The sequence below is a fragment of the Variovorax sp. VaC1 genome (assembly GCF_043658315.1).
Taxonomy (GTDB): Bacteria; Pseudomonadota; Gammaproteobacteria; order Burkholderiales; family Burkholderiaceae_C; genus Variovorax.
Genome location: NZ_JBIGLT010000004.1, coordinates 469932 through 483296, shown reverse-complemented (window position 1 = coordinate 483296; position 13365 = coordinate 469932). Strand labels below are relative to the sequence as shown.

The window sequence follows — 13365 nt, the reverse complement described above, 5'->3', positions numbered from 1 at the left end:
CATGTGCCTCATGCGTTGGCGGCCTGCAGCGTGGCGAGGGCCGCGGAGGTCGCCAGCTGGCGGCCGAATCCGATGCTCTCCGAGATGCCGCGGTCTTCAGGGTAGTAGTACGAGGTGTCGGCCACCCACAGACCCTTCACCGGCAGCGCGGCCGGCGGCAGGTGGTCGAGATAGCCCGGGTCGCAGATCGGCTGCGCGTAGCGGTAGCGGCTCGCGCGCATGTCGACGAAGTCGTCCGCCGTGAGGCTCGGGTTGATCTTCATGCAGTAGGCGCGCACCTTGGCCAGGAACACCTCGTCGGCGTCCTGGAACTTCGGGTGCTCGCCTGGCATGTAGAACGGCACGTACAGCACGTGCGGGCTCAGGGGCCGCAGGTTGCTGTATTCCACGAGGCCTGGGATGTCCATCTCGGGGTCGTTGATGTTGAGCCAGAAATTCTCGGTCAGCGGCTTGCGCAGCTTGGCGATCACGCAGACCACCGCGATGTTCTTCAGGGCCGCGAAGGACGCCAGCACCTCGGGCGGCAGGTCCGGCATGAGGCGCGGCACGTAGGGTAGCGGCACCGTGCTGATCACCTTGTCGAAGGCTTCCATGCCGGCCGCGGTCTGCACGCCCTTGACCGCGCCCGCTTCGATCACGACCTTCGAGGCCGGCGACGACAGGCGGATCTCGCCGCCCTTGCTTTCGATGGCCTTCTTCATCGCGTCGAGCAGCGTCTGCGAACCGCCCTCCAGGTAGCCCAGCTTCTCCTTGAAGAGGCTGTAGCGCGAGCGCCCGATGCGCCGGATGCGGCTCCAGATCCAGGCGGCCGAGAGGTTCGAACTGTAGTCGTAGAACTTGTAGTCGAACAAACGCCGCCACAGCACCTCGTAGGCCTCGGCGCCGACCCAGCGCTTGATCCATTCCGTAGCGTCCAGGCGGTCCAGCGGCTTCCAGTCGTTGCGCTTGGTGGAGAGAAATGCATGCAGGCCGTAGCGGAACTTGGCCACGAGGCCCAGGCCCTTGAAGCGCAGCAACGCGACCGGGTTGCCCCAGGCCTGCAGGCGGTTCTGGTACCAGTAGCCCATCTTTGTGGCGACCCAGTTCATCTTCGAGGCGAGGCCCAGCTCGCCGAGCACCTGCAGGAAGGCCGCGTCGGAGATGCAGTGGAAGTGGTAGTAGCGCTCGATCTGCAATCCGCTGAAGTCGAACGCCGCCGTCATGCCGCCCACGCGGTCGTCGGCTTCGAAGACCACCGGCCGATGGCCTTCGAGCGTCAGTTGGTACGCCACCGCCAGGCCCATGGGGCCGGCGCCGAGCACCGCGATGCGCTGGGACGGCGCGGCTGAAGTGGGGGTGGAGGTCGAGGTGGAGGACGCTGTCATTCAGAACTCCAGTGCAACCTGGCTGTAGACCGGGTGATTGAAGGTTTCCTCGACCGCCTCGGCAAAGGGGGTGCTGCGCACGCCGAAGATGCCGGGCCAGTCGATGACCTCGAATTCGTCGCGCGCTACCAGCGCCTGCAGCTGCTGCGTGGTGAAGGGCGGGTTGCGGTCGAACAGCGACCACACCCACAGCAGCGCGTAGAACAGGCTGTAGGGAATCTTCACGATGTGCGCCTTGGCCTTGGTCACGCGCTTGATCTCGCGAATGATGTCGATGTAGTCGACCTGCTCATGGCCCGTGATGTTGAAGATGCCGGTGCGCACGTTGTTCTCGATGCAGCTGATGATCACGTTGCAGAAGTCCCCCACGTACAGCGGCTGGCGCATGAACTTGCCGTTGCCGGGAATCGGGAACACCGGCACGCGCGCCATGAAGCGCGACAGCCAGCCCAGGTGCTTACGGTCGAACCAGCCGAACATCAGCGTCGGCCGCAGGATCGGGCACTCGATGCCGCTCTCCAGCACGATGCGCTCCTGCTCCTTCTTGCTGCGCGTGTAGAAATCGTCCGCGACCGACTCCACCACCGACGAGCTGATGTGGACCAGCTGCGGGATCTTGTGCTTGCGGATCTCTTCGAGGATGAGCTCGGTCGAAGAGACGTTGTTGTCCTCGAACTCCTGGTAGTCGATGCCGCCGATCTGCGCCTGCAGCATGACGACGGTGTGCGCGCCTTCGAAGTGCCGCTGCCAGGTGCCCGGCTTGGCGAGGTCGGCGTTCTCCACGGTGATGCCAGCCTGTGTCTTCTGCAGGACGGCGAGGTTGTGCTCGTGCTTGTCGAGCACGACGATGTCCGTGTAGCCGCGGGCCCGCAGCCGGGCCACCAGGTTCTGGCCCACGAGGCCGGCGCCGCCGGGCAGTACGATTTTCTTGTTCATGGGTTGTGCGTGATTTGTCTTGGGGGCGCGGAGCGCGTCAGAGGCTCAGGCGCTTGAAGATCCTGGTGGGGATGCTCTTGATGATCAGCATGATCCAGCGCCAGAACCAGCGCGTGTAGAGCACGTCGCTGCCGCGCGCCACCGCGCGCTGGATGTCCTGCGCCACCTGGTCGGCCGAGGCCGTCAACGCACCCGGCAGTTCCAGATGCGCCGTCATCGGCGTGGCCACGAAGCCCGGCTTGATGAGCAGCAGGTGCACGCCCTGCTTGAAGAGGTTCGCCCGGAGGCCCGATGCACAGTCTTCCACGGCGCCTTTGGCCGCGCCATACACGTAGTTGGTCGGCCGGCCCCGGTCGCCGGCCACCGAGCCGATCACCGCCAGCGTGCCGTTGCCTTGCTTGCGGAAATGCTGCGCCAGCGCCAGCATGCAGACGACGGCGCTCTCGCCGTTGAGGCGGAACTGTTCGATGGCATAGGCGAGGTCTTCCTCGGCACGTGCCTGGTCCGGCAGCGAGCCGTGCGCGATCAGCGCGAGGTCCACCGTCCCGAGGACTTGCCATGCGCTCGCAATCGTCGCGCCGGCCTGCGACACGTCGTTCGCATCCCAGGGCAGCACGTGAGCACTTGCCGCTCCGCGCGCCGCGAGGTCGCCGGCGATGACGTCGAGCTTGGCGGTGTCCCTGCCCACAAGCACGAAGTTGCAGTTCGACGCGGCATAGCGACGCGCCACGGCTTCGGCAATGCCGGAGGTCGCGCCGATGATCAGGATGTTTTTTATCGTCATGAGGTGCTGATGACCTGTTGGGTGACCCGCTTCCAGAAGCGGGATTGCAGATGGCGGTCGCGAAGCGCTTCGACGCGGGGCCATGCGGGGTAGGCCTTTTGGAAATGGGCGGCGCCCATGTGCGCATCCTTGGCCGGGTAGAGGCGTCCGCCCGCTTCGTCGACCAATGCGTCGAGCGTCGTGAACAGGGCGGCGTTGGCGGTGTCGCGCTGGGCGAAGTCGAGCGCGAGCGATACGCCTTCCAGCGGAAACGAGAGCAGGCCCGGCGAGCGGATGTCGCCGCAGCGCTTGAGCACCGCGAGGAAGGAGCCGCTGCCGCTGCGCGCGATCTCCGAGAGCATCGCGCGGATCGCGTCCCGGGCGTTCGCGTGGGGAATCACGCACTGGTATTGCTGGAAACCGCCACGTCCGTACATGCGGTTCCAGTGCAGCAGTCCGTCCAGCGGATAGAAGAAGGGGTCGTAGCCCGCGACCGACGTCACGCGCTTCGTTTGCTGGCGGTGGTAGTAGAGGGCGTTGAAGGCCTTGAGCGTCAGCCCGTTGACCAGCGAGAAGGGCGGGTCCACCGGCATGCTCTTGGGCCGTGGTGCCGCGATCTGCAGCCGGCCGTCGGTTGCATGGTTGCCGACGATGTAGTGGCCCCGTCCCGCCTGCCGTCCTGTGGCCAGGCAGTCGACCCAGGCGACCGCGTATTCGTGGCGCGTATCGAGCTCGGCCGACAGTGCGAAGAACTCGTCGAGGCCGCCGAACTTGATGGCGCATTGGTCCACGTAGGCCGATGCAACGCGGCGCAGTTGAAGTTCGACCGACAGCACGATGCCCGTGAGCCCGAGCCCGCCGACGGTCGCCTCGAACAGGTCGGTGTTCACTTCGGGCGAGCACTCGACGATGCCCTCGTCGGTCCGCAGCAGCGCGAGGCGCCTGACATGGCGGCCGAAGGTGCCCGTCACATGGTGGTTCTTGCCGTGCACGTCGTTGGCGACCGCGCCGCCGAGCGTGACGAACTTGGTGCCGGGCGTGACGGGCAGGAACCAGCCGCGCGGCAGGGCCATGTCGATCAGTGCGCCGAGGGTCAAGCCCGGCTGGGCCACGATCGTGCCGGTGTCCCAGTCCGCCGAGATCACGCGGTCGAAACCTGCCGTAGCGACCACGTGGTCCGATTCGGCCATGCACGAGTCGCCGTAGCTGCGGCCCATGCCGAAAGCCAGGGTGCCGCCTGGGCCGGCCTCGAGCGCGGCAGTAACGGCCCCGCCGACTTCCGAAGGCCACTGGACAGGATGGACCGTCTGCGGGTGCTGCGGGTACCTTCCCCAGGACAGGCGAGTGCGCGGGTTCAAAGCGAAGCGAGGATGAAAGTGCCTGCGAACGCAAGGCCGATCAACTGGCTCACACGGTCGCGCAGCGCGAAGACGATGGGGTCATCGTTCATTTGGCCGCGGTGCGCGATCAGCCAGACGCGGCTCAACCAGAAGAGGAGCAGCGGGCAGGCCATCCACAGGAGCTTGGGGTGCCCGTAGAGGGTCAATGCGGTGGTGTCGTTGATGTAGAGTGCCAGCACCAGCACCGACAGGTAGCCCGAGGAGCCGCCGAGGGACGCGAGCAGTTCGAAGTCCTGCAGCTGGTAGCCGCGACCGGGCACGGCGTCGCCCTTGCGCTGTTCCTTGGCGTCGTAAAGCTCCGTGTAGCGCTTGACGAACGCGAGGCTCAGGAACATGAACATGCAGAACGCGAGGATCCAGAACGTCAGGGGCGCGACGATGGCCGCTGCGCCGGCAACTACGCGCACTGTGTAGAGCATCGCCAGCGTGATCACGTCGACCATCACCAGCCGCTTGAGCCAGAGCGAGTAGCCCAGTGTCAGTACATAGTAGGCGCAAAGCACGAGCGCGAACCGCCACGGCAACGACAGGAGCGCCACGCCGAACGCCACCACAAGCAGCGCCACCATCCAGACCATGGCGTGCACCATCGGGAAGGTGCCGGCCGCGAGAGGTCGGTTGCGCTTGGTGCGATGCTGCCGGTCGTCCTTCAGGTCGAGCAGGTCATTCAGGATGTACACGCTCGAAGCGCACATGCCGAAGCAGATGAAGGCGAGTACGCCGTTGAGCAACAGGTCGAGGTTCGTGATCTGATGGATCGCCAGCAACGGCACGAAAACCAGCAGGTTCTTTGCCCACTGGTGCAGGCGCAGCGCTTTGCGAAGCACACGCAGGTAGCTCACGCGATCATCGAACACCTGTCCCATGCGGCTCAACTGGCGCGCGCGCCCAAGCACGCCGAACTCTGGGTTCACCACATGCACGACGCTTGCTGAGCCCCACACGTTCAGGTCAGCCGACGAGTTGCCGACGTACTCGAAGCCCAGTTCGCCGTAGCGCGCGACCAGCGCCTTGCGCTTGTTGGTGGACGCGAGATTCTGGTTCTCGGTCCCGAGGACTTCATCAAAGATGCCGAGGTGCGCGGCGACGTCTTTGGCAAGACGTGTCTCGGATGCGGTCGCCAGCACGAGGCGGGCGCCGGTGGTCTTCTTCTGTGCCTGTAGCCATGCGATGAGTGGCTGGTTGTACGGCAGTGTCTCAATGATCGGCGTGACCGCGTCGGCGATTCTTCGCTTGAAATAAGCCTTGCCCTTCAGGACCCAAAACAAGGCTTTCACGAAGAGCAGGGGGTGGTATCGCAGCAGCAGGAAAACGCTCTCGACCAGCAGGTCCGAGCGGATCAGTGTTCCATCGAGGTCGACCGCGATGATCCGTTGCCCCGCGATCGGGGGGCGCGTGGAGGACGGGAGCGTGCCGTTGCCATCTTGCACGTGTGGCAAAGCGCTCATGGCAAAGGGGCAACCTTGGCGTCTCGAGGGCGTCGCGACGGGTTGATCGGCCGTGGCTGCAAGACTTGGTTTTCAGCGACGGTGCGCATATTCGCGGGAAGAGAAACAGGAACCGGGATTCTATTGGCATTGCCCGAGGGGGAAACCCCCTGTGCAAGCTCTCGGCCGCGGGCTCGCACGGCCTTTCATCCCGCGTCAGCGACGCCTGAAACGGTTCAGTACAACCCGGATCCTGCGCCCAACATAGCGCAGCGGTGCGGTGAATTTCCACGAGCGGCTGTTGCGAAGGGCGGCCAATTCGGCCAGTGCTGCTTGGTGCTGGCTCAACAGCGTTTCGAGGTGCGCCTTCGCATGCACGAGGCCGCTCGTGGCGTCTGCGAGCTGGAGGCCAATACGGTCCTGGGCCATGAGCGCTTGAGTCAATTGCGTCGTCAGCGCATCCGCCTTGCCTTGCGCCGCATCCAGTGCGGACTGCCTTGTCTCCAGTTCGTCCCGCAGCTTTTCGCACGTCTGCGAGGCCGCCTCTGCCGCGGCTTGCAAGGCGGTAGTCTGAGCGAGCCGCGTGGTCTGAGTAGCCTGCAACTCGGACCGAAGGTCCGACATTTCTTGCTCGAGTTCCCTGTGAGCTTGCACCGCAGCCTGTGCGGCTGGCGAGGGATAGGACAGACCTGGCCCCTCGGCCCTGTTCGCGAGCCTTAGTACCTCGTTGGGATATTGCGGCTTGTGAAGCAGCAAGGCCGCGATATCGTCCGCGTTGTCGATCGGGAACACCTGCGGCAGGCCCTCGGGCAATGCCCGTCCCGCTGGCAGCAGGAGCAGGTTGAGTTCCTTGCCGCCTTCAAAGATGCTGCGCGCCTCACCGTTGAAGTTGTTCGGATTGAATGCGTCTGTCAGGTGCCCGAGGCATTCGTAGCTGTTGGCTTGGCACCAGTCGAGGATTTTCAGTCCGGCGCTGATCGAATTGGCCTCGGCGAATACCGCTGGCTTGAAGGATGCGATCGTTTCGCGTGCGCCGTCGAGCACCTGCTTTTCCATGCCCTCTACGTCGATCTTCAGCAAGCCGACCGTGGCAAGCGCCAGGCTGTCGACGGTCACCAGCGGCACCTCGTATGCAAGCCCCGATGCCGAGCCGCCGTCGTCGTCGAGCGCGAGCCCTGCGAAGTTCGTCAGCGCGTCGGGCGGTATCCGATGCAATTCGATGCTGGCCGGTGCGTCGCAAACGCCTTGCTGGCGCAGGCGGACGTTCGCGCGCTGGTTTTCCTGCACGTTCCTGGAAAGCAGGTCGAAGGCCTCGGCACGCGGCTCGAACGCAATCACAGTACCGTGCTCGCCCACCAGCGCGGAGAAGGCGAGCGTATGCGTTCCGATGAAAGCGCCGATGTCCAGCACCGTGGATCCCGGCGCGATGAACCGGGCGAGAAAGTCAATTTCTCGCTGGGCCCACTCGCCATACAGTGCCAGTGACTCCGACACGATGGAGTCCTTTCCAAGCAGATGCATCCGGCCGTAGCGTGTGGTGACGAGATGGGGGGCGTTGCTGTGCATGGGGGCGAGTGGTGTCTCGAGGGTCAGTTCGATGCGGCGGCTGGCGCCTTGTAGAGCGGGCCGCCCACTTGGCGCAGTTTGGCGATCCCCTGCGCGACGGTCTCCTGGGTGTCCGGTGTGTCGACGAAGAAGTAGCTGTCGATCTTGCGCTTGGCCAGTGCCTGCGGTGCCTCCTCCGATCCGATGGCAAGGGTGGCGTTGGTGTATTGGACATTGTTGTCGCGCACATCATGAAAGCGATAGAGCGCCCCCCATCTGAAGGCATGCCCATAGGCCACGAGCAGCACCGCCGCGAGTGCCCACCGCGCCAGGGACTTTTGTCCCGATTCCGTCACGATGATCCAGGAGAGCGGGACCAGGGCTATGACGAGGTAGCCGTAGTGCATCTCCAGCCCCGGCGACCATTCGCCGCTACGAGAGCGTCCGAGAACGATCGAGAGAAAAAGCATTGCGTACGCAAGGATGGTCGCGTAGATCGCGACCCTCGCCATATCGGCATTGCCGCGACGCAGAGTCTGTACCAGATAGATCAGCGCACGCGCCAATGCCGCAGCGAAAAGTAGCGCACAGAGGATGGGGCGCCAGGCGCCCTGTAGCCAGCTATCCACGATGAAGCTGGATTCGACGAGATGGCGCGCCCATGACAGCATGTGTGCTGCGGGATCGGCCTGTGTAGCGAGCGTTGCTCCTGATGGTTGCCAGGTGAGGAAGATCGTTGCGTTCATTACAAGCACGAGCGCGGGACCGAAGACCATGGCGGGCTGCGTCTTCCAGGCCTTGCAACGAAGTGCAAACGCCAGGATGGCTGCCGCGATCACGGTCGCGACGATGGCGCCATTCATGCCGCACAGAGCGCATGCCCACAGGGCTGCCATTGCCGCCAAGAGCTGCAGCTTCGAGTTCGTGGATTGCGACTTGATGAGCAGATATAGAAACAAGAAGCTGAGCGCAATGCAGAAGCTGAACTGGGCTGAGAACGCCCATGCATAAAGACCGAATCCGAAATTAAGAATCGTCAATGGAATGACCAGATCACCCCAGTGCGCCGAACCCCTGTGCAAACGCGCCACTCCGGCCAGTGCCAAGGCGCCCGCGGTTGCCATGGCTGCGTTGAAAAGAAGCAGTACTCGAAAGTCGAATTTGCTAATTTTCAATAGAGTGTATTGAGCGAGCTTGATGATCGGAATACGGTGATCGACATGCTGCGCAATAACCCAGTGAAAAAAATCGCTCCAACTCGCCCCGTAAATTTCCGGGTAAATCCAATCGTCTGACCACGGGTGTGCGCGAGAAACGGGATATATGCAAAGCGCGAAAACAATGAATATGCCAATGGTGGCTATTTTTACAATTTGTGGCGTAAACCTGAGATTCATCAAATAGTTCGCTGCGTTGATGCGATTCCTGCGGGAGGGTGTTGAGTAGTCTGGTGTTATACCTGAAGTCCAATCTTGGACTGGAGATCGAGGCGCAGCGTTGGAGGTGCATGGCGAAAGCCTCCGCTGACTGCGAGCATTGTTGCCGAAATATTGCCGCAGATCGCTCGTTTGCCCGCAGTCAAGCTCCAACGATGATTCAACTGGTCAAAGTCTGGCTGCTATGATCGTCAACGACCGTAACCTTGACCTTGTTGCAACCTTGAGCCGGCGCCTTCAATGCTGTCGCATGAAGAGGAGTCCCGTGTGATGTGTTTCAACGAGATTTTTTGAATGAGTGGGTGTTTTGGCCGAGGTGAGTTGATTTGCTGAATTCAATTTCGATTCGACTCAATGAGTCTGCATGTGCCATCAGTTCGGTAAATTTCAGATTTCAAAATTCCAACCTTGCATTTGCTTCAATTGGTTGATTTTAATAAAATTGGAATTTGTGCTTGACCAAAAATCTGTACCGTACCTGAAGAGTGATTTTGAAAAATACAATCACTAATTCAAATCTCATCGCACAAAAATGCCAACCCTTGCGGATGGCGTGCGGGCTGAAGAAATATGAAAAAAAATCCAACTAATTGGTATCGTCGATTGAAGTCAATTTCGGGCCGGGCAATAAGTCGAGCGACCAGGGGGCGCATTTCATTTGGAGAGAAGACTTTGGCGGAACCACATCCGCTGTTCGACGCGGATTGGTACGCCAAGCGCAATCCAGATATCGTGAAGGCCGGCTCAAATCCGATGCGTCATTTCATGCGCTTCGGTTGGAAGGAGGGGCGCAATCCCCACCCGCTGTTTGACGTGGCGTGGTACCTGGCGCAAAACCCGGATGTCGCGAAGGTTGGATGGAACCCCTTGTTGCACTACCTGGATTTCGGCTGGAAGGAGGGGCGCGATCCGCATCCTTTGTTCAGCACGACGTGGTATCTGGATCAATACCTGGACGTGAAGGCGGCAGGCCTCAATCCGCTACTGCACTATGTGTTGTTCGGTGCGTCCGAGCACAGGATGCCGCATCCGAGCTTCGATGCAGAGTGGTACTGTGCAACTTATGGCGACGTCGATGATGGCGTCGATCCTTTGGCGCATTTCCTCTCGCATCGGCACGATACCTTGAGGAATCCGTCTTCGTCGACCGACCTGGTCGAGCATGCGCGCAAGTTTCCGGCTGCCGGGACTGACAGGGTGCATGAACTCGTTCATTTCCGAGTGATGGAAAGCTCCTATGTCGTCGATGATGACTTTGCCGAGGCCTTCGCCAAGGACGGTATTCCGCGCGCACGGATGCACGAGGGCCTGGCGCGCGTCGCGAATGGAAAGTGGGAGTGGTCTCGTTACGGCGCGATGAGAGCGCGGCTCGCGCAGGCCGAGCAGCGGCGCACGGAGCAATACCCTCGTGCACAGACGCTGGTGCTCGATGTTTGCAAGGACTCGGCGAGCGAGCCCACCAGGGCCCTCGTAATCCCGACGTTCGAGCAGCCGCTTGTTTCGATCGTGATTCCCGTCTACAACAAGGTGGCGTTGACGCGGACCTGCCTGAGGACCATCGTCGAAAGTGGCTGCCAGACCCCCTACGAGGTGATCGTCGCCGATGACGCATCGGTGGACCCGGATTGCCTCGAACTCGCCAGCGTTTCCGGCCTCAGATTCTTGCGCTCGGAAGAAAACCTGGGATTCGGCGGCAATTGCAACCGGGCGGCCGCCGCTGCGCGTGGCAAGTTCGTGCTGTTTCTGAACAACGATACGCTGGTGCAGGCGGGCTTCCTGGATGCCATGGTGGCTGCGCATGAGGCAGGCGTCGGCATCGTGGGCCCGCAAGTGCTTTACCCGTCGGGCCGGCTGCAGGAGGCTGGTGGCCGGATTCGCGTGGATTGCTCCGCGGCACTTGTCGGGCATGGCGCGAGTCCGGAGGACCCGCGGTTCAACTATCGGCGCGACGTGGAGTACATCTCTGGCGCTTGCCTCCTGATCGAGCGGGCGCTGTTTGATGAGCTGGGCGGCTTCGATCCGATATTTCACCCGGCCTACTACGAAGACGTGGACCTGTGCTTCCGCGTGCGTGCGCGCGGCCTTCGCGTGGTGTATGAGCCGACCGCTCGCATTGTCCACTTGATGAGTGAGACGATGTCATCGCTGGCACCGGCCTACAAGCACGGGCAATCGGCGCGCAGCGCGCAGAACTTCGCGGAACGCTGGCAGGCCCAGTTGGAGGCCAACAACGCGGTCAAGGCCATCGCCTTCTATCTGCCGCAGTACCACATGGTTCCGGAGAACGACCTGTGGTGGGCACCGGGCTTTACCGAGTGGACCAACGTGTCCAAGGCCAAGCCCAACTACCCGGGGCACGACCAGCCGCGTCTGCCGGCGGACTTGGGGCACTACGACCTCACGAGCCCCAAGAGCATCCGCAAGCAGATCGAGCTTGCGATGCAGTACGGGTTGCACGGCTTCTGCTTCTATTACTACTGGTTCAACGGTCGCCGCATCCTGGAGGCGCCGCTGGAGTTGTACCTAGAGGACAAATCGCTCGATTTTCCGTTCTGCCTGTGCTGGGCCAACGAGAATTGGAGTCGGCGCTGGGACGGTCGTGACCAAGACCTGCTGCTCAAGCAGGAATACTCGACCGAGGACGACAAGGCGATCATTCAGGATCTCATGCGATTCATGCGCGACACGCGCTATATACGGGTCGAAGGTAAGCCGCTGGTGATCATCTATCGATGGGACCTGCTGCCCTCCATTGCGGACACGGTGAAAGTCTGGCGCGAGGAGTGCAGGCAAGCTGGCATTGGCGAGATCTTCGTTGCGAGTGTGGACTCGTTCGATTTGGCCTGGAAGCTCAAGGATGCGGCGGATTTCGGGCTCGATGCCAGTATCGGTTTTCCGCCTCACAACATGGGCTCGCCCGTCCCCAAGAAGCCGTCAGCAGTCAGTCCGAGTTTCACCGGGACTATTGACGACTACGAGACTGTGGGCACGCGCTATGCAACCGAACTGCCCCTGCGACCACACACTCATTTTCCGGGCGTGCTGCCGGGGTGGGACAACACGCCGCGCCGCCAGGACGCGCCTTTCATTCTGGACAACCCCAGTCCCGGCGCGTTCCGTGCCTGGCTGGAGCATGCGCTGGAGTTTTCGCGAGACTTCAATGCGCCAGAGCGCCGAATGGTCTTCATCAACGCCTGGAACGAATGGGGGGAGGGGGCCTACCTCGAACCTGACCAGCGCTATGGCCACGCCTACCTGACCGCGTTGCGGGATGCGCTCGAATCACACAAATACCAGAAGAGAAACGGATGAGCATGGCCGCCACTGACCACCCCAGGAATCCGGACTGCCTGATTGTCGGCCACCCGTATACGGCAATCGGAATGGGCGCTCACTGCAGGGGCGTGGTGCGTTCGCTGGCCGCTGCGTACGGCAGCCTCGCGGTGCACGATGTCTATAAGTACACGCAACCCATGCCGAGAGAGGCGCGTGAATTCGGGCCGCTGCTGACCGAGCAGTTCACTGCGCCGGTGCGAGTCTTCTGCATCAATGGGGACGAGGTCGAACCCGTGATTCGCACCATCGAGCAGAAGCAGCCAGGCGCATTCGCGAAGGGCTACAACATCATCTATCCAATGTGGGAGCTACCCAGATATCCGCAGGAGTGGGCGCGTCAGCTCGAGAAATTCGACGAGGTGTGGTCGCCCTCGCTTCACGTGGATGCGGCCTTGCGTGCAACGGTGAAAAAGCCCATCGTCCATCTGCCTATCGCCGTCGAGCCACGGGTCCATGAGTTGTTCGACCGCAAGTACTTCGGCATTCCGGAGTCGCGTTATGCCATGCTGTTTTTCTTCGACGCGTTGTCCTTTGCGAGTCGCAAGAATCCGTGGGCCGCGATCGATGTCTTCAAGCGCGTGCTTGTGCAGCGGCCGCTCGCCAAGCTCCAGCTGGTGCTGAAGGTCAACAACTCGGCGCGCGATGCGAAAGCGCTGGAGCGTCTGAAAGCGGCGATCGAGCCTATACACGACCGGGTCACGCTGATCGACAAGACGGTGTCCGAAGAAGAGGTGAAGAGTCTCGTCAGGGTCTGCGATTGCTTCCTCTCGCTGCATCGCGCCGAAGGCTTCGGACTCGGGCCGGCCGAGGCCATGTTCTTCGACAAGCCAGTCGTCGCAACGGCTTGGTCAGGCAACATGGACTACATGACGGCGGACAACTCGTTCGGCGTTCGCTACAACCTTGTCCCGCTGGTTGAGGGCGACTACCCGTACTGGCAAGACCAAGTGTGGGCTGATGCCGATATCGATGACGCGGCTCAGAAGGTGCTGTCCCTTTTCGAGAACCCCGAGTTCGGCCGGCAAGTGGGTAAGCGCGCTGGCATCCACATGCGCACGCATTTCTCGTACCGCAGGCAAGGTCTGCGTTATCGGGAGCAGTTGCAGCGAATCGCATTGACGCTCCCTCCACGGGAGCGCTGAGCGCGTCCGGTGCCCC

At 62.1% G+C, this 13365-nt stretch carries 9 protein-coding genes; 2 read left to right on the top strand and 7 right to left on the bottom strand.

Annotated features, from left to right (window positions below; genetic code table 11):
* Window positions 1-8: 8 nt before the first annotated feature.
* The 7 genes from ACGLHS_RS19080 to ACGLHS_RS19050 all read right to left on the bottom strand — a co-directional run bounded on the left by ACGLHS_RS19080 (window position 9) and on the right by ACGLHS_RS19050 (window position 8832).
* Window positions 9-1364 carry an NAD(P)/FAD-dependent oxidoreductase gene (locus ACGLHS_RS19080; protein WP_394482206.1) on the bottom strand — a complete coding sequence of 452 codons (1356 nt, stop codon included), beginning with the start codon at window positions 1362-1364 and terminating at the stop codon, window positions 9-11.
* Window positions 1365-2300, bottom strand: a complete 936-nt coding sequence (locus ACGLHS_RS19075) for an NAD-dependent epimerase/dehydratase family protein (RefSeq protein ID WP_394482204.1) — start codon at window positions 2298-2300, stop codon at window positions 1365-1367.
* A gap of 37 nt (window positions 2301-2337) precedes the next feature.
* Window positions 2338-3084, bottom strand: coding sequence for an SDR family oxidoreductase (locus ACGLHS_RS19070; protein ID WP_394482202.1), 747 nt, complete (start codon window positions 3082-3084; stop codon window positions 2338-2340).
* A complete protein-coding gene (locus ACGLHS_RS19065) occupies window positions 3081-4421 on the bottom strand; it encodes an FAD-binding protein (protein WP_394482200.1) in 1341 nt (446 codons plus the stop codon). Before ACGLHS_RS19065 ends, ACGLHS_RS19070 begins: the two co-directional genes overlap by 4 nt.
* On the bottom strand, window positions 4418-5848 hold the full coding sequence (locus ACGLHS_RS19060; RefSeq protein WP_394482500.1) for a UbiA family prenyltransferase: 1431 nt from the start codon (window positions 5846-5848) through the stop codon (window positions 4418-4420). The genes ACGLHS_RS19065 and ACGLHS_RS19060 overlap by 4 nt, the downstream gene beginning before the upstream one ends.
* Before the next feature lie 258 nt (window positions 5849-6106).
* A complete protein-coding gene (locus ACGLHS_RS19055; RefSeq protein WP_394482198.1) occupies window positions 6107-7456 on the bottom strand; it encodes an FkbM family methyltransferase in 1350 nt (449 codons plus the stop codon).
* Window positions 7457-7479: 23 nt separating this feature from the next.
* Entirely contained in the window at window positions 7480-8832 is a 1353-nt protein-coding gene (locus ACGLHS_RS19050) for a hypothetical protein (RefSeq protein ID WP_394482196.1), read from the bottom strand.
* Window positions 8833-9543: 711 nt separating this feature from the next.
* Here ACGLHS_RS19050 and ACGLHS_RS19045 point away from each other — a divergent pair.
* Together ACGLHS_RS19045 and ACGLHS_RS19040 are read left to right on the top strand one after the other, a co-directional pair.
* A complete protein-coding gene (locus tag ACGLHS_RS19045) occupies window positions 9544-12183 on the top strand; it encodes a glycoside hydrolase family 99-like domain-containing protein (RefSeq protein WP_394482194.1) in 2640 nt (879 codons plus the stop codon).
* The gene (locus ACGLHS_RS19040) at window positions 12180-13349 is read left to right on the top strand and encodes a glycosyltransferase family 4 protein (protein ID WP_394482192.1); all 1170 of its coding nucleotides are present in this window, start codon (window positions 12180-12182) and stop codon (window positions 13347-13349) included. The genes ACGLHS_RS19045 and ACGLHS_RS19040 overlap by 4 nt, the downstream gene beginning before the upstream one ends.
* Window positions 13350-13365: the final 16 nt, after the last annotated feature.

Bases quoted from the DNA above. Each gene is read 5' to 3' on its own strand.
- ACGLHS_RS19080 (WP_394482206.1), bottom strand. From the start codon at position 1,364: ATGACAGCGTCCTCCACCTCGACCTCCACCCCCACTTCAGCCGCGCCG.
- ACGLHS_RS19075 (WP_394482204.1), bottom strand. From the start codon at position 2,300: ATGAACAAGAAAATCGTACTGCCCGGCGGCGCCGGCCTCGTGGGCCAG.
- ACGLHS_RS19070 (WP_394482202.1), bottom strand. From the start codon at position 3,084: ATGACGATAAAAAACATCCTGATCATCGGCGCGACCTCCGGCATTGCC.
- ACGLHS_RS19055 (WP_394482198.1), bottom strand. From the start codon at position 7,456: ATGCACAGCAACGCCCCCCATCTCGTCACCACACGCTACGGCCGGATG.
- ACGLHS_RS19050 (WP_394482196.1), bottom strand. From the start codon at position 8,832: ATGAATCTCAGGTTTACGCCACAAATTGTAAAAATAGCCACCATTGGC.
- ACGLHS_RS19040 (WP_394482192.1), top strand. From the start codon at position 12,180: ATGAGCATGGCCGCCACTGACCACCCCAGGAATCCGGACTGCCTGATT.